Here is a 20,605-nt window from a genome sequence, read left to right as displayed (position 1 = left end):
AGGTGATTAATAGGTATTTTGCTGAATGACGCCATTGCTGGATATGATCTCTGTTTTTGGAAGCGGGGTCGCATACCGCCTTGAATTTTTAGGCAGGGTATAGGTTTTCACCGGTTCGTTAAACAATACATTAGATGCATTGTAAGGATAAAATGTCCTCGTCAGCACCACATCATCATTCGGATCGTCATTGTTGTTGTACCTCCGCAGGTCATACCAGCGCTGTACAAACGGCATTTCTCTTCTGCGTTCTTCAATGACTTTCTTAATCGCATCGTCTTTTCCTGTTGCGACCAGGTCTACCCAGGGCCCCGGCTTCATGCGTTTTGCCCTTAAGGTATTGAGCGTGGCCATGGCGGCTACAGGTTCGTTAGATCTTGCCTGCGCTTCTGCTTTGGTCAGCAACACTTCCGCTACCGTTGGTCCGGAGGGGATACGGTCTTTGAAGAAAAAGATATAGCCTGGATAATCGAATGAAGGCTTAGTCATCCCACGGTCGTAGGAATACCCCTCTACCATATGGTACTGGTACCTCAGGTCATTACTTTTGTCATAAAGGTTCAGCAACTCCGAACTTGGGATATACCACCATGAGCCATGGTTCAGCATCCTGAAATACAGGAATTCTTTCCAGCCCACCATATCGGTCAGATCGGTTTGGTTATCATGCGTGTATGGATATTTCAAAACGACTGTCTGGGCCTGCGGCGTGCCGGAATTGATCACTACAGAGCCGTCACGGCCATAGCGCATCTCTGTGTTATAGTTCACCAGTGTGCTGTAATCCGCCAGGGCTGCATTGGCATGTTCCAGGGCTTTGACATTGTTGTTCCGGTTCAGGTAATAGCGTGCAGCAAAAGCATTCACACCCGCTTTGCTCGCCCGCCAGTGACGGGGGCGACCACTTTGTGTCAGTGATACAGGCGTTTTCAAAGCCTCTGCCAGGTCGGCTTCAATCAGGGCATAGACCTTCTCGAGTGGCTGGCGCTGCAGTGGTTCCTCAAAGCTGGTACTGGTCTTGATCGGCAATCCGGGTTCGTTTTTATTTTGCTCTGTATAAGGCAGGCAATAGGTATTGGCCAAAATCCAGTAACTATAGGCACGTGCAAAATGCGCATCTGCTTTGATGACCGCTTTTTCTGCATCCGTACCCGTTACCTTATCCACATTGTTCAGTGCCAGGTTCGCTGTAAAGATCTTTTTAAATTCATTGCTCCAGACGTTTTCGCGGGTATCATCTGGCAGGTATTGGGTATCCCAGGTGGCAAACTGAAAGGCAGCCATTACCGAAAAAACACCCCTGCCACCATTATATACATCAACTGTAAGCCCGCAATCGTCGGTACCATAGGTTTGCGTGCGATTTTCTTCTACATAAAAAGTTGCCGTATTATTCATCAGGGCATCAATCTGAGCCGTGGTTTTCACTACCAGTGAAGTGGTTTTAGAAGGTGCTTCTTCCAGAAACTTTTCGCAGGAAAAAAACAAAGTACTAAGGGCCATCAAAGAAATTGTGCCCGAAATCTTACTATATCTTATATTCATAATCGTAGCTTTTAAAATTCACATTTAATGCCCAAAGAGATTCTCGGCTGAGGCTTCAAGGTGCCCAGGGGATATTCAGGATCCTCCCCTGCATCATTGGCCACCAGCGTAAAGAGGTCATTCCCCTGAGCAAAGGCCTGTACCCTGCGCATGCCGATTTTCGATGTCAGTTTCGATGGAACATTGTAGTTCAGGTTTACTTCCTGCATTCTGATGTGCGAAGCACTTTCGATCAGGTAGCTCAGGCTCTGATGGAAACGGTCCCAGAAATAATACCTTGGCTCTATCAGGTTTTGCGGAAGCGGCACAATCTGGCTCGGATCGCCGTTCAGTACCTCAGAGAGTTTGCTGTTCGGCAGCACCCTGCCGGTCCAGGTCGGCGGATAGTTGAATCCTTTTCTCTGAAATTTATGCCCAAATTTACCGGTCACAATGAAGGAGAGGTTAAAATCATAGACCTGGAATGAGTTGATGAAACCCAGCGTGTAGGGCGCCACTGCAGTTCCCGTATTCAGCAGGTAATCCCTACCATCTCCGGGTGTAAAAGCACCGAAATCGTACAAGGCTCCATTCGCACCATAAACCATAGGCTGTGTATTTTGCATACCTGCATACTTAAACCTCCATAATGCATTGGCATCTTCTCCTTCCACATAAGCACCAGATCCTCCCCCTACCAGGGTAGATGCTGCATAATTTGCCACAAACAATTTGGTGATCTCGTTCTTATTATAAGAAAAATTCAGGTTTCCGCGCCACACGATGTCATTACCGCTGATTTTCTGCATGGTTCCCAGTTCGAGTTCGATTCCCTTATTGGTCATTTCTGCATTATTCAGTCGCTGACTGGTCGTTCCGTTTGCTGCCGGAATGGACAAAGTTGCAATCAGATCCTTTCCGGATTTATGATACATATCTACTTTACCATAAATCTGGCCTTTAAACAAGGTATAATCTACCCCCACGTTCCATGTACCTGTTTTTTCCCATCTCAAAGTCGGATTTCCAAAACTGGATACCGTAGCAGTTACATCTCCAGTATATACATTGGGTATCGCACCCATCGCAATTAAAGGTCTGAACGATGTGGTCCTGTCCACATTGCCATTATAACCATAGGTAGCTCTGAGGCTGAGGCGATCTATCCAGGAAACACGCTTAAGAAAGCTTTCTTCGCTTACTTGCCAACTGGAACCAATGGACCAGAAAGGGGCATAGCGATACGAAGGATCATCAGTAATCAGGTTAGATGCATCAGTCCTTACACTTCCAGAAAGGGTATATTTACTTTTAAAAGTGTAGGCAGCGTTACCAAATAAGGAAAAGTAGCGATCAGTCAATGACGTAAAACTATTTGAATAACCAATAGTTTGATTACTTCCAAGCCAATTCCTGATCGGGAAAAAAGTTCCACCCGGACCATTCGGAAAAGTTCCAACACTTAGGGTCTCTTTATTAAAACCATAAGTGGTAGCATATCCGAAAGTTTCTGTTACAATGTTATTGATCTCAGAACCACCAACAAAGCTCAGTTCATGGTCCTCAGCAAACTTACGGTCAAAATTCAATTGATTACGCAACGTGTAAGCTTCCGTCCTTCGCCTGCTTTGATCCAGCATCCCTCCTTTAGGGACATTCAGTGTTACTTTGTTTGTCGCCTGGTCCCAACTGGCAAAACGGTTTACAGAATCCCTCACGGAGAAAGTTTGTTCATTACGGAAGCGTTTGTTATTTGTACTAAACAATTCGTATTGAATCTTGGAATCAAAAGACAAACCCTTCAGCACCTTCAGCTTCAACCCAGCCTGCAATCTCGTATTTAGCTGTTCAGAAACGACTTCACGGTTGGCAATCTCCTGGATCGGGTTATAGCTCCAATCGGCATAAGGAAACAACGCCTTAGGTACAAAGCGGTCGATGATAGGTGTATAGTACTTTGCCACATTGGTTAGGGAACCATCCTCATTCCTCAGCATCTCATAAGGCGATAAGTTCTGAATATCACCAAGTGTTACACCATTATTATTCACCTTGTTATAGTTGACCATGCCGGAGAAATTGAACTCCAACCATTTAAAAACATTAGCATCAGCTCGATAATTGGCCGTATACTTCTTATTATCTGTGCCCTTAAAGTTCGACTTTGATTCTTCAAATAATAGCGACAAATGGTTGCGCAGCTTGTCTGAAGCACCAGAGATGTCGAGGTTATATTGCTGAACCAAGGGGTTTGTTAACAGTTCTTTGCGGATTTGCTCTTTGTTGTCTAAAGTTTTATATGTAGCCAGCAACGCATCGCGCTCAGTCAAACTCAGGTACCCCAGCGCATGTTCACTCATGGCAACCGTACCTAAAGACCAAGCCTTCCCGTAGTCCGTTGCCAAAATCCCCGAATTTAGCTGCGCACTCCAGTTCCCGAACGATTTCATTTCGTAGTCAATAGTTTCTGCGGAGGAAGCCAGCGGGTTCACATAATCCAGGTCCAGCTTATTTGAAATCCTGGTAAATGCAGAAAAATCTATCTTCAACGGAACGCCCTTTAGTCCTTTTTTAGTGACTATCACGATTACTCCATTGGCAGACCTTGCTCCCCAAATTGATGCAGCAGCAGCGTCTTTTAGTATAGTGATGCTCTCTACATCATTAGGATTAATGGTATTGAACTCACCCTGGATAGCAAAACCATCGACGACCACTAAAGGAGCTCCATTCTGATTCCGTGAGCCATTAGCGTTATAAACATTCAGGGTAGTTTGTCCGCGCACTTCAAATCTTGGATTCCCATCCGCATCCAGCGTAGCCTGCATACCTGCGGTAGTCCCGATCAGGCGCTGTGCAATATTGGTCGTTGGCCTATCCAACTGATCACCAGTGATCACATTGAAAGCCCCCGTAGCGCGCTCTTTGCTGAGCGTCTGGTAACCCGTGCTTACTACGCTTACCGATTGCAGCTCCGCGGAATTGATCTCAAGCGTCACCGAAAGCAGGTTTTCATTAGTCACTACAACTTCTTTACTCTTGTACCCAACGAAAGAGACTACAAGTACAGTTCCTTTGTCCACATTTCCAAGCCGGAACTCCCCTTCGGTATTGGTGATCGTTCCCCGAACCTCTCCTTTCACTTGTACTGTAGCACCGGGCAGTGGATTTCCTTTTTCATCGAGTACCTTCCCCCTGATGTCAATAAGGTTAAAAAACCGGTCTATACTTTCAAAAATGGAAGTAGGTCTACTGCGCACCACAATCGTCTTCTGATCTATCGTGTAATCCAGGGTCTGCACCGCAAATACCTGATCCAGCACCGCTTTCAGGTCTGCATTATTTACGTTAATGGTTATTCGTTTCGCATTTTTGATTTCCTGTGGTTCATAAAGGAAATCATAACCGCTCTGAGATTTAATTTCTTTGAATAGTTGTTGAAGGCTGATGTTCTTCTTCGATAAGCTTATTTTTTGGGCAAAACCTGCCGCACTTACCTGGAGCAATGTCAGTAATAATAGAATACAGGTGAAGTTAACTCGCATAAGGGTCTGTTTGGAGAAAGCAAGTCTGACAAATGCGCAAGCAAATAGCTTACGCCTCAATTGAATGTAAATTTTCATACATTTGATTTGTTTGGGTTAGTTGATACGGTTGTGTGATTGCAATTTTAAAGGGTAACCCTTACAACGCCGGGAGTGGGTCCAATCACTGCCGGCATTTTTTTGTTACCCTGTTGGCTGGTGTAACATTATGGCATAGCGGTGATTCTCCTTCCTTCTATTTTAAAGTGAACACGTCCTGTTAATTCAAACTTTCTCAATAGCTCAGATACATTTCTAAAACGGGAAATGGTTCCCTCGAAATGTACGTGCTTCAATTCCTCCGGGTATACCACTTCTACATTATACCAGCGTTCTATTTTTCTCATGATTGAAGGCATATCCTCATCCTTAAAGATGAAATAGCCATTTTTCCAGGCCATCGCAGTCTCCAGATCGGCCTCATATACACTAATTTTCTTGCCGTCCAGTGTAGCTTGCTGCCCGGGCTCCAAACTCGCGGTCCCCAACTGAACTGCCCTGGTATTTCTGATCAGCACCGAACCCTCAAGCAGGGTAGTCTTCACTGCCGGTTCATTGGTATAAGCTTCCACATTAAAATGAGTCCCCAACACCTTCAATTGCTGATCTGCTGCCTCTACCAGGAAAGGTTGTTCTTTATTGTGGGCCACCTCGAAATACGCCTCTCCTTCCAATTTCACTGTCCTGGTCTTTTCCGAGAAGGAAAGGGGGAACTGAAGAGAGGAGGCCGCATTCAACCAAACCCTGGTGCCATCGGGCAATAGAACCTGGTATTGCCCTCCCGGTGGCGTCACTATCGAGTTATAAACCGGCGCTCCATTGATCTTTTCTTTTTGCTCCGCTACCTGGTATATCGCATCATTCAACTGTACTTTCTGGCCATTGGCCATGATCAGTACCGCTTTATCACCACCGGCTACAATGTCATCCTTTGTGTAGGCAATCTCGTCCACGCTCTGCTCACCCTGGTCGAGGATGTAAAACAGCAATCCTGCCGAAAGCAGGATGATCACACTGGCTGCAATGGCTTGTAGGTACCAGCCATTGAAAAAGATGACTTTTCTTTTTGGCTCCGCCACTTGCAGTGCAGGTATTTTTGGAGCAGAAGGTCCAAAACGTCTGTCGTTAATGATCCGCTCGTAGAGTAATGCCGATTGCAGTTCAGTAAAAGACTGCGAAAGCTCATGACTGTTCCAGACCTTTTCCATAAAGGCGGCAAGTTCAGCATCCTCTTTCGCCTCAGCAATCAGCCCCATCAGCTCCGAAAAATCGGTTTTACTGATGCTGTTCGTGGCATATGCAAGGAATAAATTGTTGAGGTATGCCGTATCCATTGTTTTATTAGTCATATATTTACACTGGGATATATGAGGTAATACACGGCAGAGGGAAAGTATAACTAGTAAAATTGAAAATTAATTCAAATCATAGCGAAACTGAACTGATTACGGGGCTCCGTAACGACGAGGCGCAGGCATTCGAACGCGTTTTCCATACTTATAAAGGAAAACTGTACAGTTTTAGCTGGCGTTTCCTGAAAAACAGGGAACTTTGTGAAGAAATTGTGCAGGAAACCCTGATCAACCTCTGGACCAACCGTCATCAGCTCGACCTCAACTATCCACTTGGACCATATTTATACACCATAGCCAGGAGGCTCACCTTAAATGCGCTCCGCAATGCAGCCACTGCTGGTTCAGCCCGTGAAAAACTCTGGAAAGACCTGCAGGAAGCACACAATGAAACAGAAGAAGCCATCCTGCTCGCAGACCTCATGGAATTTGCAGAACAGGCGGTTGCCAAACTACCCAAGCAGCAACAGCTTGTATTTAAGCTCAGCCGCTACGAAGGCCTGAGCCATGAAGAGATTGCGGAAAAGCTCAATCTCTCCAAAAGCACAGTCAACAATCACCTGGTCGAGGCCCTCAAAAACCTGCGCCATCATTTCAAAAATTCAGGCATTTCTTATGGGCTGTTACTGGCCTACCTGCCTTTTATGCGCTGATGTAACAGCTGCTATTCCCGCGAATCAATGGCGCATTAAATATTTAGCAAAAAACTCACGCTTACGCTTTTCGTAATAAGTCTTGTAAGGTCCTTCGTAGGTATGGTGCTGACCAGGGAGCAGCAGCAGTTCGAAATCTTTATCTGCCAGAATCAACGCATTGACCATTCGCATTGTCGCTGCCGGATTCACATTTTCGTCCGACTCCCCTGCAACCAGCAACAACGGTCCCTTAATGTTCTTCGCTAAACTTTGGTTCAAAGCATAAGGTTTTTCAAAACCCTGGTAGCTTTCCCCCCAGGTACGGTTATAGATGGTATTGTCATGATTACCCGAGGAAGAAACGGCCGCTTTATAAAAATCAGGATAGGTGCCTAATGCCGCCAGGGCCATCATACCTCCGCCCGAATGACCGAAAATACCGATCTCATCCATATCCATGAAAGGATATTTCGCCCCTAGTTGTTCCAAGCCAAATTTATCATCTTCCAGGGCGTAATCACGCAAATTTCCATGACCGTACTTGTAGTAAGCGGCATTACGGTAGGGCGAACCGCCGCGGTGTCCCATCACCACAACAATGAATCCTGCTTGTGCCAGTGATGTATTGTTGTAGCGGTCTATTACTGTAAAGTCATTCCATACCGTTTCAGTGAAAGGGCCTGGGTACACCTGGGAGATGACGGGGTATTTTTTATTCGGATCAAAATCAAATGGCTTCCACATGAGTCCATAGAGATCGGTCGTTCCATCTTTTGCCTTGACGGTAAACATTTCCGGCCGTTTCCAACCGTAAGCATACAATTTACTAAAATCGGGCCGGTATACTTCCTGAACGAACTTTCCACCTGTAGTCCTCAACACGCTCCGTGGCTCCAGGTCGATCCTGGAGTACTGATCCAGAAAATACTGTTTAGAGGGGGAAATGAACACCGCATGATTGGCATCTTCGGGAGTGAGCAATTGTAGTTTTCCCCCATCAAATCCAGCTCGGTATAAAAATGCGTAATTGGGATTACGTTCTTTTTCTTTTCCATATCCATAGAAATAGAAAATACGTTTGGCAGTATCAATTGCAGCGATTTTACCCGCCGTCCAGCTGCCATCGGCAATTGGATTGAGGAGACGTCCATTTCGGTCGTAATGGTAATACTGACCCCAACCACTGCGGTCGCTCCACCATAGAATGTCCTTCCCTCCATTGACAATGGATACCTGAAAAAGATCCTTGTTGATGAATGGCTTACTTATTTCATGGATCACCACCCGCAAAATACCGGTATGCACATTTACGGCACAGAGTTCCATTTCGTCCCGGCTTCTTTTGCTGCGCAATAGAAAAACTTCTTCATTGCTGCGCTGATTGCGCAGCAGCTCTACTTCCTGGTCCGGCCAGCGATCGAGATTCACCTTTACCAGACTTCCCGCCTCAGGGCTCCCCACATAAAAATCATACTGAACGACTTCTTTATCGCCCGGGAGTTCGTACTTGTAACTTTTCACATAGGGCCTGCTAAAACTACTGATGGAATTAATCACCGTCATCGTCTTTACTTTTCTGTTATCCTTGCGCAGCACATAAAACGACTTTGAATCAGGTGTCCAGATTGCATCCGTTGGAGAATTGACTTTTGCATAAGCATCTTCATCGTTGATGGAAAATGAAAAGTGCTCTGCCCCATCGCTGGATAAGGCGCGCTCGACAGAATCTGCCATGTGCTTCAGATATAGGTTATGTTGACGGGCGTACAGCAACCATTTCCCATCTGCGGACATTGTCCCTGTATGATAAATGGGGTAAGACTTCAGCTCCTGTCCCGTTCGTTTAGCCAGTGTTTTCCGGATGTAATTGTAATCGTAATTCTGTCCCTTGTAACCTACCTCCACACTTTGCTCGTCTTTGGAAAATTGTGGCCGGTAGCTGATAGCGGTTTCATCCGGACTACTTTGCGTCAATTTAGCCAGACAACTAACGATCAGCTCTTTATCAAACAAAATGGTTTTTTGTTTTTGATCAGGATCCACCAGGTAATGTGTATTGCCAGCTTCTCCTGGTTTATTTGCCACAAACCAAAACTTATTGCTCCTTTTCATAAAGAAGGGTACAATTTGCTGGCTGCCCAATTGCTTTTGCAAATTTGGTGCATCAAAGCGTTCTGCAGCGGCAAAATTTGGACTTTGGGCTGATAGCGAAATGGGCAGCAGCAAGCCCATAGACAGTACTAACCTAATCATTTTTACCAGTTTTCTCCTTTGCAAGTCTTTTTACATAGCCCTCGCAGTGGTTGATCAGATAAGGATTTTTTGAGGTCTTGGCTACTTGTTCCGTAATCTCTTTAATATAGGGATAGGTACGGTCTGTCGTAGCGCAGAAATTGGTGTAATCAAAGACCACATCTTTGTTTTTCTGGGTGAACCGGGCCACATTTTCTGCAAGCAGCTTACCTGCGGCAGGCACATTCTTTTCCCCGGCTGCCATGGCAATGTCGACCAGAGCCAGCAATTGTTTTTTGTCTGGATACTGACTGGACTTAATTAGTTTTTTATAGCCTTCAAATTCTGCTTTCACATAGGGATGTCCCTTAAAATAATACCCTACCATACAGTTTCCCGCAAGCTTTTTATAGACCGAGTTAATTTTGTCATCGACCATTTCTTTTCCATTCGAGGCGACAAAATCTTTGTAATTTGCCATCAGGTAGTTGAAATTTACACTTCCGATATCTGACATGTACCGGGAATCATAACCCTCTGCAAACAAGAACCAGTTCTCAGGTTTCAACTTATCTGCCGCAGTAAGCATTTTAAAGTATTCATTGGCGATAGCCGTTCCCGCAACTGCTTCTTTCTGTTTGAATTTTTGCTTGATCAGCTCAGTCATCAAAGCATGGTCGCGGTCGCCCGCAGCGTAACGCGCTTCTCTGCTGGCAATTTCGTTTTTAGGATTCATCCCATTCCTGATCTTCGCCATAAACTCCGCTGCAGTCATGCCGCCTACGAACTTATAAATCTGCTTTCCATCCTGGTCAAACAATAGATACGTAGGAAATGCGCCCACACTATAGGCTTTAATGGCTTCCGGTCCTTCTCCCTTTTCCATATCCATTTTCACATTGATGAAATTGCTGTTGAAGAAGTCGGCCACACTGTCCTGTGTAAATACCAGTTTATCCATCCCCTTACATGGTCCGCACCATTCCGTATAGCAATCAGTAAAAATCATCTTATGCTGTTCTTTAGCCAATTTAAAAGCTTCTTTTAAGGAGGCTGTGGTAAAATTGATTGCCCTGTTTTGTGCACAGGCAACAGTACTCACTAAGAGTACAGCTATTACTAATATTCTTTTCATTTCTTTAACTTGGTTTTTGGTTCATATCTCTTCCGATCTTCTCTCTCATTAAACGATAGCGCTCACGCATTGCAGCATCTTCATGTTTTACACTTAGTTCTTCCAGATGTGCTATAATGCGTAGAAAATAAAGGTGCAACACCTCATTGGCATCCGTTAAGCCTCCTGTAATGTTATTCTTAGCAACTGTAGCTGTAAGATCATTCACAAAATTCAGCTGCATCAGCATCCGGTATGGGTCTATTGGTGCTGTGGTATTAAAATCATTAAATACATAATGGTCTATAGCTGTAAACAGGTCACTTACGGTATAGGCCTCCTTTCCTAATGCGTATTCCGCTTTGATCAGGTTATTCAGCACATCTGAACTGATGAATTTCCTCAGGGCATCCTGAGTGCTATTGCCCATTTTCAATGATTCAGACTCTGAGTTCAACAAGTTCAGCCGTTTGCTCTGCATCCAGGACGGCGCACCCTTGAAGAACCATTCATTTAGTAAAGACATGGCTTTTTGCTGATCCTTTTTTGAAGTATATACCACAGCTACATCATTGTAATTTTTGAGCACCGGACGTAAAGAAACACCCCCGATATAACTGACTACATTGTCTGTATACAATTGGTAGCTGATTTGAAAAGCCTTAGACAACAGCTTGAACTTAGACCAGTCTTCGTCCTGATCTTTCATTACCGCTGTCAGTTTTTCCAACTGCGGATAATAGCGTTGCACATTTTTCATCCCAAGTTCAGCTGCCTTAAGCTGATCGGAAGACAGGTCACCTCTGCGGGTAAAAGGATCGCTTTTGTTCTCTTCTAAAAACAATAGCTCAGCATCAGAAATCTTAAGAGCAGCCAGTGCGGCCTTCTCCGCAGCCGCATTGGTAAAAATACGGTATGCCCATCCAATCGCCATCTTGTCATAGGCGGCCACTCGAGGCATCAGGTCTGCCACCGCCACCTGGTCCTCTGGCTGTACGACAAAATTGAACTGGGTGTCGTCTGTTACCGATGAGGAAAAACTATGTGTCCTAAGCCATGCACCGGACCTGAGCTGCGCCGTACTGTATGCCGCGCTGCCATGAAGGTTGGGCGTCATACCCAACATCTCTCCCAGTGCCTGGGCCACTTTCCATTCCATCATTTCCGCCCTGACCTCCGGATGGTATAAGTCTTGCATGATCCTTGAATCTTTAAAGCCACATTTGGCAAAATACGAAGGCAACAAATCGTCGATGACATTTACATCAATATTCATTTTTGCGGCAATGATCTCACCCGTACGGGGGTCGATGACCGTATTGGTCACAAATGCCTTTGAAGCATTACCCCATTTGATCAGAAGTTTACCTGATGATAACCAGTTGTCCTGTTCATCAGTAACCACACGTAATGCATTTTTGAATCCTGCTTCCTGGAAAGCCACGTTCCATTGCTGGACAGCTTTTTTAATGTAAGGCACAAAAAGAGCGGGAGTTGCTACGTCAATGAATACCCTGATCGCCTTTTCGGGCTCTACAAGTTCCCCGGACAGATACCTCTTCCAATCGGCCGGCTTTACAGCAAGGTTCCATTTGGTCATCACCTTTACATTTTTCACGCCATAAGGGCTTTTCCCGAAATCATTGTAATTGACTGTACCAAAACCCAGCCTCACATCCGCTTCCCGAACTTTCATTTGACTGGCTGGCAATCGCTGGATCAACAGATCAACCACATGAGCCACAGCCTTATCAATCGCCTTGCTACCATTGTAACTTTGGCCAGGGGTAGTTTGGGTTCTCAAAACCCTGAAAACTACAGCGCCCGGGGCTGCCTTCACCTGCTGAACACCAGAGCGGGCCGCATCAGAATTATTCAGACTACTCACATCTTTAAAGGAGAACAGCTCGCCTCCTTCCATTAGATGGCGGGTAATATTCACAATAAAACTTCCTTTGGCTTTTCCGGAAGCCTCTATCGGTATTACAAAGCTAACGGGAATCATGTTAGATTGTTGCACCAAGGCTTCTATCCCCTGGTTATAGTCGGGTGAGGTTGCTTCTTTATATACTTCTTTAGTAACATTCAGGTTGTTGCCGGTTCCCTTACTCAGTCGGATTACACCTGAGGATTGGGCAATGTTATTGACATAGCCCCGGGCGACATCACCGATCACTAAAAGATCGGTATTCAGGGCGCTGGCGGGAAATTCCAGAAAATACTTCGAGCCGTCCTGGTAGACCGTAAAATCACCTTGACTAACTTTCATCGTATTCTTAAAAAACTTCTCGAAAGACATCAGCATTCCTGATGGCACATCCGCTGCTGCAACTGCTTTTGATTTTTCCTGTGCATGGACATCAAACGCAGGGATTGATAGCATCATAATCAATATTAGACGATATAGGTATTTCATCTTATTTTGTAGTTTTTGGGTTTAAGTAAGCATCATTCTGCCCGGTGCTCCATACCTTGATCATGTTGGAGACTGCCGTGAGGTGGCTTTTGGATATAAAATCTGTTTGTAACACAGCAGCAGCACTGGCCTGCTTTTGGATCAGCTCCATCAGGGATTTCATTTTGAAATCCACATTATTCGCGAAAGTTCCAGGGTTGTCTATGTGCCTCAGCATGGTATTCAGAAATGCACGCTGCAGCATTCGGTCATAACGTGATATCGGCTTATTGAGCTCCATATCTTTGAAGATGAACTGCTGTAAATCAGATAAAAACTCTGTTGCCTTATAGTCCGCATCACCGGCTATGTTTTCGACCCTCATGAATGCAGAATATTTTGAGAGTAGTCTTCCCAGCAAGTCACTGTAAGTAGCTTCTACATCGGTATCGAAATTGAAGTTAGTTTTGGACATGATGTCTTCAGGATATAACCATTTGGGCTCTGTAAGCATATAGGTGCTCAGGTAGTCCATCGCTTCCTTTTGCCGGGCGCGACTTACAGGTTCGAAATTGCTTTTTTGCTCCGCGCGGAGGGAATTATCCAGATGCACACCGGCAATATTTTTTACCACATGCTGCAGGTATTGGTAGTATCTGCCCTGAACGGCCCGGTACATGGACCTCAGGGTCTGATAATCATTATTGTCACCTGCTCCCCATTTAGTGAGCCTGGCCATGATCTTTTTCAAATTCTCTACACCAAGAGCATTGGCTTTCATATTGTTATCGCCGATATCTTCACTTTGAACCCTTGGATCAAAAAAGTCACCTTCCTCAAAGTAAAAAAAACGCGGATCTTTCCTTTTTTCCGACACCCAGGAGCTGAGGTATGCTGCCGCTTCGGCCGGACTTTTCTCTGGCATATACTTATAGCCCCACTCTATGGCGTAATCATCGTATGCACCGATTACCGGAAGTAATTCGGCAGGACTCATTTGATCTTCAGGCTGCGCAGCATAGTTGAAGCGCATATAATCCATTACAGAAGGACCAAAACCGTGTCGCCTGATGTAATCCCTGTTGCGGATGCTATCGACCGGGTAGGAAGAGCTGCCTGCAAAATTGTGTCTCAGGCCCAGCGTATGTCCAACTTCATGGGTGATCACATTTTTCATCAGGGTGCCCATCAGTTCTCTATTCATAGGTATTTTACGTGCAGCTGGGTCTGTAGCAGCGCACATGGAGAAATACCAGCGCTGCAATAATTCTTGTATGTTATGAAATACGGCCACATGGGAACTCAATATCTCACCCGAACGCGGATCTACCACCTGAGGTCCATATGCATTGGCCATTTCAGATGGCTTATAGGAGATGCAGGAATACCTGGCGTCCTCCATACTGTAATCCGGATCTTCTGCAGCAGTTGGTGCCAGCTTACCCGTGATGGCATTTTTGAAGCCAATTTTTTCAAAACTCTTGCGCCAGGCATTCACACCCTCTATAAAGTAAGGAACCAGATAGGCAGGGGTATTGCGGTCAATGTAAAATACAATGGGTTTGGCGGGCTCCACCAGCTCCCCATTTTTAAATTTTTGAAGTTCCTCTGGTTTAGGTTCAATCCGCCACCTGTTGGCCAGGGTAATGTATTCATTTCCTTCGGGATTGAAATCATAATTTCTTAAGCCCGTTAAAAAATACCCAATTCTCTTGTCCCCGTAGCGGTGTGCCAGAGGTTTCTCGGGCAATAAAAACCAGGAAGCCCCAACTTCCCACATCGTCGGATTTGTTTCCTGCTTTTTGGCAGGTGCAGCTCCCGGCGCAGCTGGCGGCCCCGATGCTGCGGGAGCTTCGGCATAACTCTTAATGGAACGGAAGACAATATTGTTTTCGAAAGCACTCAGGCCAAGTATCTTTGATTTTTGAGGTTCAAATGCCCCCAGTTTCAGCTCTATAGCCGCACCTTTCAAAGAAAAGAAATCACTGTCACCCGCAAACAGGCTGGTAATGTCGATCAGTGAGCTGGAATCTCCAAAAGCTAAGATATCGAATGCAATGAGGCTAGGCACCAGTCTGGATTTCACTACATTGAAATACATACCCAGGCTATCTGCAGCTTGCGCAAATTCCGGAACGACAAGGTTCAACTTCCCATTGTCGCCCTTATTAAAGCGGATCACACGGTCATTTACCGCATCTCCGGCAAAACCGAAGCGCATAGCAGGATTTCTATTGCGCTGTGCAGATCCGCGGATGATGCTGATGCTGGTGAGGATGTCCCGTCCAAGGAGCCGATCCGGAATTTCGAGGTAATATTTATCCTCCTGTACATAGACATTGAACATGCCTTTGTAAGTTTTGGAAGCAGGTTTGATGAAAGTGCCGATGGCCGGCACTTTCATAGCTGTCTGCGCCCTGGCGCATAAGATTCCTGTAACCATCAGCCCGAGGCCGAGGAACACTGTTTTAATAGATCTCATTTATAATTAGCTGTTGTTACATTTAAATAGCTCTTGTGGCATTGCCTATGAGTTGCAAATCCACCCCATATTCATTGATGAAATAGTTCCTGACCAGGTTATAGCGCTTTTTGATTTGTCCACTGGTGTCTTTGGTCGCATGGAGAATCCCCATCGGCGTAGTGTCCGTTATCGCTGTAGAGGTGTTCAATTGTACAGTAGAATAACTGACCATAGCAGTAATATAGGCAGTCCAGTCTGCCTGAGCAGAAGCTGCATTATAAGCCACGATGATTCCTTTTCCATAAGACTGCGCTGAAGTAGTCATCGCGGTGATATAGTCGGCACTGCTGTTGAATTCAGGTGTTGGTGTGCTTAGACCTCTGGCGATGATACTTTGGATAAAGATGAGGTTGACCTTGTAGATAAAACCTCTGAGCTCTGCTGCCGTCATGCTGTTCACCGTAGCATCACCATAATTGATCTGTATATTGTCGTAATTGTAGAAGGCGGCCACTTTCTTGGTTGATTTAACCGTAGCAAATACCGGTGTGAAGACAAAGCTGTTCCCCACAGAATCAACTTTTTTGCACAGCATCACTTTCGTCGGGAGGAATTTCTTCAGGAACTTTTCTGAATAAAACCCAAACCATTTGCTCTGGATCAGCGCCAGTTGTGCAGGAATAAATGCCTCATCTGATGCCTCAACTTCTGCCCCGGTGCTCCATGAACCACCGGATGTTGCCTGAACCGGTTTTCTCCATCCCGTAGGTGTCCAGTACACATCCTTATCGCTGAATTTGTATAGCAAATAGGTATTGTATTTTTGATAGTAATCGACAATAGTCTGATCAAATGCATTGCTCCCCTGGGGTACAGTGTACGTATCAGAGGTATCAGAAGGGACTAAGCTTTGTTCTGCTTTCTTGCAGGCATTTAAAGAAATGAATATGCCAAGTACAAGCAGTTTTAAAATATGTGGTTTCATCCTTAGTTAAATTAAAATACAACGAATAGGTTATCTTGGGTTTTGCAGAAGTTCAGTATTATTGGCCAATGCCGTAACCGGAATTGGCAATGCATACAAAGGGCTATTTGCCGCCAGCGTATGTGTACTGCTCACACCATCGGCACTGATGTAAACATGGTTCACCGCAAGTCCCCATCTTTTGATATCCATCCATCGGTGCCCCTCTTCTAATGCCAGTTCCCTTCTGCGCTCCTGCTGATAAAAGCTATATAAGGCCGCTCCATCTGTAATTGAGATCGGCGTATAGGGAGAATTGCGCGTGTCATAACGGTTTTGCCTCAGATAATTGAGATCTGCCAGCGCCTGTGTACGATCGGCTGCATCACCATTTTTGAGGAAACGCTTAATTAAAGCTTCTGCCCTGTTCAGGTAAACCTCCGCTACGCGGAATCCTTTCGTACCTCCTATGGAGTTATTTGTTGCCTTCGATGAAGCGAATAAAAACGTACCTCCGTTGGTATATTTACTGAAATACATCAGGTAGCGCAAGTCGCCATAATTCGTATTGCCAGTCCCCTGGTCATACAAAGAAGACAGACCTGCAGAGACCGTATAAGGTGGGGTCGTGTTGCCTGTGATCGTTGTTGGAAAATAAGTAGCATCTGATCTCGGATTGGTACCATACACCCAAAGCACCTCAATATTTGCCGCATCAAAGATCCCTGTTCCGTTCGATACATTATTGGCGTTAAGAAACGATACCAGAGGCGTTAAGCTGCTCCGTTCGGCAATGACGAGATTGGCGTAATTAACGACCTTATCCAGGTCAGTATCCAGTCCTCTGTACAAATAAAAACGTGACAACAGCGCTTTCGCCGCAGTAGCGCCGATCCGGTATGCCGAGGTGGGCACATAGTTGGCTTTCAGCAAAGCTTCGGCCTCCAGCAGATCCTTCTCTATCTGGTCATAGGTTTGTTTTAGGCTTGCCCTGGCTAAACCACCGTCCCGCACCTCGCTGGAAAGCACCAGCGGCACGCCCAATGCGGTTTCAGGATTTACCCCCTCGGCACGATAAGGTTGCGCGTACAGACTGACCAGTTTAAGCAGATAGTAGGACCTCAGGAACAGGCATTGTCCAAGAATGGCATTTTTGGACTGTTCAGTTCCGGATACCTTGTCCAGGTAGTCTATGATGACATTACAGCCTTTAATTTTCTTGTAATATATTTCATATAAGTTGGCGCCTCCCGGTATGGTATTGCTCACATCAAACATGGTTGGATTGAAAGTAAAGATCAAGGTCCCGTTGTTCAATGGGGTCACATAAGCCGAAACCTGCACATTATTTGATGTTGCCAGTCCATTGCTCTGCACATCGTCGGTCAACAGATCAAAATTGTCCATTGCCTGGTTGTAAGGATAGGCATCGCCATACATCACTGCAGTCAGGTCTGTCGTAGTTGAGGGTCTCATCTCATCCTGACTATTTTCAGCAAGGAATTTTTTGCAGCCTACTAATACTGAACACAGCATTATCAGGGCATATATCAAAAGTCTTTTCATATCCTTCATTATAAACTTAGATTCAAATTGATGGTATAGGTTCTGGTCCTGGGCTGCGCACCTGAGGCTACTTCGGGATCAAGGCCCCTGAAATCTCTGCTGTTGATGGCAAAAGGATTACTCACCCCTGCACCCATATTGATGTTTTTAAATTTTAAGCGCCTCGCCAGTGTTTCCGATAATGTGTAGCTCAAATTGATGTTGTTGCACCTCAGGGCAGAGGCACTCACTACCCGGTCGGTACTGAAATTGTACATTTCATAGGCGCTCGGACGGATGCCGGTTCCATTTGGCAATGCGATCAGGGGTACAGAACTATCGGGTAAACCGGGAACTGATCCATTGGTATTCGCCGGCGTCCAGCGGTCCAGCAGCTGTCTCGATAAATTCTGATATTCCGTAGGCAGGTTATTCGTCAGCGTATACAGCGGTGCAAGGAATTTTTTACCGCCTACCTGAAGGTAGAAGCTCGAGTTTAAGCTGAGCATTTTGTACCGGAAATTCATCCCCAGTCCGGAGGTAAAATCGGGGTCCAGTTTACCAACATATTCCATAAAAGAAGTAGGATCCTTCGGATCGGCACCCTCGGCCACAGATAGGTCGATCATCGGATACCCATTTGAAGGATCTATTCCAGTGTATCGGAAAGCATAGAAACCTGAAACAGGACGTCCAATCTTATTGATCGCACCACTGGTAGCGGCCGACCAGCTGACCACCTGCGCCCCCACTTTTGTGACATTGTTATAGTTCTTCGCAGTATTCAAACTCACATTCCAGGTAAAATCCTTAATGCGTACCGGCACAAAGCTTGCCGTCACCTCATATCCGGAGTTTTTCATAGAGGCGCCGTTTACCAGCATATTCGTTACACCGTACTCCAGGGGTACCGTTAAGCTGCTGATGAGCTCCCGGCCTCTTTTACTGTAATACTGAAATGATCCTGATACCTTGCTATTGAATAAACTGAAATCCAGGCCCAGGTTCATACTGGCATTTTCTTCCCATCGCAGATCTGCATAAGGCAGGGAGCTGATCGTCAACAGGCTTTCTCCGGTGTAAGAATCAACGTTATTGGACGTTGCACCGGTTGGAATTTTGATGATCAGATCAGGACTCACATTGCTGGCGATGTTTCTCTGAAAACCAAACGTTCCACTGAGGCTGAGATTCGAAAGCCAATAGCTCTTCTCAAACCATTTTTCGTTGGCTACATTCCATTTCAGTCCACCAGCCCATACCGGATTGAATTTTTCATTGGTAAACTGCCCAAACCTGTTAGAACGGTCATTACGTACGCTCATATTCAGCACATACCGGCTATCATAACTATAGCTCGAAGTGAGGTACAGTCCCATTGTGTTGGTCAGCCTGTCCGTCACAGTCGGAACAAATTTAGTAGGCAGGTCGCTTACAGTGGTGATGGTACCTACCACCGTTGACAGCGGCAGCACTGCAAAAGACTTACCTCTGTCTCTCAGGTATCCAAGAGTAGTATTGGAGTACCCTGTATATCTTGTGCTATTCGTTTCCTGGCCAAACATCACAGCGATTGCATGTTTTTTACCGAATACATGGTTGTAGGAAATGTTGTTCCTCCAACTCCAGGCATTAGAATTGTTCTGATCGAGATTATACTCTCCACCAACTGGCATTTTGCTCACCTTATAGCCGGCATCAACAGCTTTGTACTGGCCATATTCAAAGAACCTGTATGTTTTCGCAATGTACTCGGTCTGTTCAGTTGCGTATGATTCCCCATTGGCCGCTGTAGCGTTGTAGCTGAACATACTCTGCAGTTTCAAACCTTTGACGATCTCATAATTCGCATTGACGCTCGCATTGGCGGTCAACACTTTATTGCTGTTGCCGGTATTATTGATTTCATTGATGGTATTGTATAAGTAACCACTTCTATTCTGGTAGAAATTCAGCGTACCATCAGTGTTATATGCGCGGATGGCACGGTTCACATCGCGGGAATAGTTATAGGGGTCTACCGTATAGAATCCGTTCGTTTTGCTTTGCGAGGCTGACAACCGCGCAGATATGTTGAATTTTTTAGAAAGCTGTGAATTGATAGAGAGGTTACCGGAAATACCTGTGATGTCATTGCCTATTGCTGTTCCTTTTGTATTGTTGTATCCAAAGGAACTGTAATACCTGGTATTTGCATTCCCTCCTGATACACTCAGGTTCTGACTGGTACTCATAGGCACACGAAAGAGGAGGTCGAACCAGTCTGTGTTGGCAGTCTCCAGATCGGCTACACGCGCATTAAACTCATCGGCGGTGATGGACTTTTTGTACAGGTAATCACTTAAGGCCCCTGCGTAACCAAGATTGCTGTTGACAAAAGTCGAAGTCAGTCCGCGACTAAAGATTTCTTTAGAAACCGCTACACGCTCCTTAGAATTCATCAGGTTCAATTTGTCGTAATTTACCTTTTCAGTGGCGCTAAAATTGGTTGAATAGCTGATCGCCGGCGGACCAATCTGTCCTTTCTTCGTGGTGATCACAATGACACCATTGGCCGCCCTGATTCCATAGATGGCCGTGGCAGCAGCATCTTTCAAAACAGTGATATCCTCAATGTCTATCGGATTCAGCCAACGGATAGAATTACCTACAAAATTCCTGATGAAGTCGAAGTTATCCGAGGTGATGTCGCCATTGGTATTGAGCACCTGCGCCTTAAATGGAAGCGGGTCTTCCTGGATGATCCCATCTACTACCCAGATCGGTTCCTGACTTCCCGACAAGGTAGAGGTTCCC

Annotated in this window: 11 protein-coding genes; 1 reads left to right on the top strand and 10 read right to left on the bottom strand. The window is 45.5% G+C overall.

What is annotated here, in order from left to right; all coding sequences use genetic code 11:
- Positions 1 to 6: 6 nt before the first annotated feature.
- The 3 genes from WAE59_RS17890 to WAE59_RS17880 all read right to left on the bottom strand — a co-directional run bounded on the left by WAE59_RS17890 (position 7) and on the right by WAE59_RS17880 (position 6,457).
- Positions 7 to 1,545 (bottom strand): RagB/SusD family nutrient uptake outer membrane protein, encoded by a 1,539-nt coding sequence (locus WAE59_RS17890; RefSeq protein ID WP_337857333.1) that lies wholly within the window; start codon positions 1,543 to 1,545, stop codon positions 7 to 9.
- Positions 1,546 to 1,556: 11 nt separating this feature from the next.
- Positions 1,557 to 5,147: a SusC/RagA family TonB-linked outer membrane protein gene (locus tag WAE59_RS17885; RefSeq protein WP_337857332.1), complete on the bottom strand. Its 3,591-nt coding sequence runs from the start codon at positions 5,145 to 5,147 to the stop codon at positions 1,557 to 1,559.
- A 128-nt stretch (positions 5,148 to 5,275) separates the two neighbouring features.
- The gene (locus tag WAE59_RS17880) at positions 5,276 to 6,457 is read right to left on the bottom strand and encodes a FecR family protein (protein WP_337857331.1); all 1,182 of its coding nucleotides are present in this window, start codon (positions 6,455 to 6,457) and stop codon (positions 5,276 to 5,278) included.
- A 59-nt stretch (positions 6,458 to 6,516) separates the two neighbouring features.
- On the opposite strand from WAE59_RS17880, the gene WAE59_RS17875 reads away from it, so the two are divergent.
- A complete protein-coding gene (locus tag WAE59_RS17875; RefSeq protein ID WP_337857330.1) occupies positions 6,517 to 7,113 on the top strand; it encodes an RNA polymerase sigma factor in 597 nt (198 codons plus the stop codon).
- 24 nt (positions 7,114 to 7,137) lie between these two features.
- Here WAE59_RS17875 and WAE59_RS17870 read toward each other — a convergent pair whose 3' ends face one another.
- From WAE59_RS17870 to WAE59_RS17840, 7 genes are read right to left on the bottom strand one after another with little or no spacing between them, the layout of a single operon-like run.
- On the bottom strand, positions 7,138 to 9,348 hold the full coding sequence (locus WAE59_RS17870) for a S9 family peptidase (RefSeq protein ID WP_337857329.1): 2,211 nt from the start codon (positions 9,346 to 9,348) through the stop codon (positions 7,138 to 7,140).
- Positions 9,341 to 10,462 carry a thioredoxin family protein gene (locus WAE59_RS17865; RefSeq protein ID WP_337857328.1) on the bottom strand — a complete coding sequence of 374 codons (1,122 nt, stop codon included), beginning with the start codon at positions 10,460 to 10,462 and terminating at the stop codon, positions 9,341 to 9,343. Before WAE59_RS17865 ends, WAE59_RS17870 begins: the two co-directional genes overlap by 8 nt.
- Positions 10,463 to 10,466: 4 nt before the next feature.
- The gene (locus WAE59_RS17860; protein ID WP_337857327.1) at positions 10,467 to 12,827 is read right to left on the bottom strand and encodes a zinc-dependent metalloprotease; all 2,361 of its coding nucleotides are present in this window, start codon (positions 12,825 to 12,827) and stop codon (positions 10,467 to 10,469) included.
- Between the two features lie 31 nt (positions 12,828 to 12,858).
- A complete protein-coding gene (locus WAE59_RS17855) occupies positions 12,859 to 15,318 on the bottom strand; it encodes a zinc-dependent metalloprotease (RefSeq protein WP_337857326.1) in 2,460 nt (819 codons plus the stop codon).
- Positions 15,319 to 15,340: 22 nt separating this feature from the next.
- The gene (locus WAE59_RS17850) at positions 15,341 to 16,285 is read right to left on the bottom strand and encodes a hypothetical protein (protein WP_337857325.1); all 945 of its coding nucleotides are present in this window, start codon (positions 16,283 to 16,285) and stop codon (positions 15,341 to 15,343) included.
- A 30-nt stretch (positions 16,286 to 16,315) separates the two neighbouring features.
- Positions 16,316 to 17,830: a RagB/SusD family nutrient uptake outer membrane protein gene (locus tag WAE59_RS17845; RefSeq protein WP_337857324.1), complete on the bottom strand. Its 1,515-nt coding sequence runs from the start codon at positions 17,828 to 17,830 to the stop codon at positions 16,316 to 16,318.
- An 8-nt stretch (positions 17,831 to 17,838) separates the two neighbouring features.
- Positions 17,839 to 20,592 (bottom strand): SusC/RagA family TonB-linked outer membrane protein, encoded by a 2,754-nt coding sequence (locus tag WAE59_RS17840; RefSeq protein ID WP_337857323.1) that lies wholly within the window; start codon positions 20,590 to 20,592, stop codon positions 17,839 to 17,841.
- Positions 20,593 to 20,605 lie beyond the last annotated feature (13 nt).

It is taken from the genome of Pedobacter sp. GR22-6, from assembly GCF_037402555.1.
Lineage (GTDB): Bacteria > Bacteroidota > Bacteroidia > Sphingobacteriales > Sphingobacteriaceae > Pedobacter.
The sequence above is the reverse complement of the archived record's forward strand: the minus strand, read 5'-3'. Positions and strand labels throughout refer to the sequence as shown.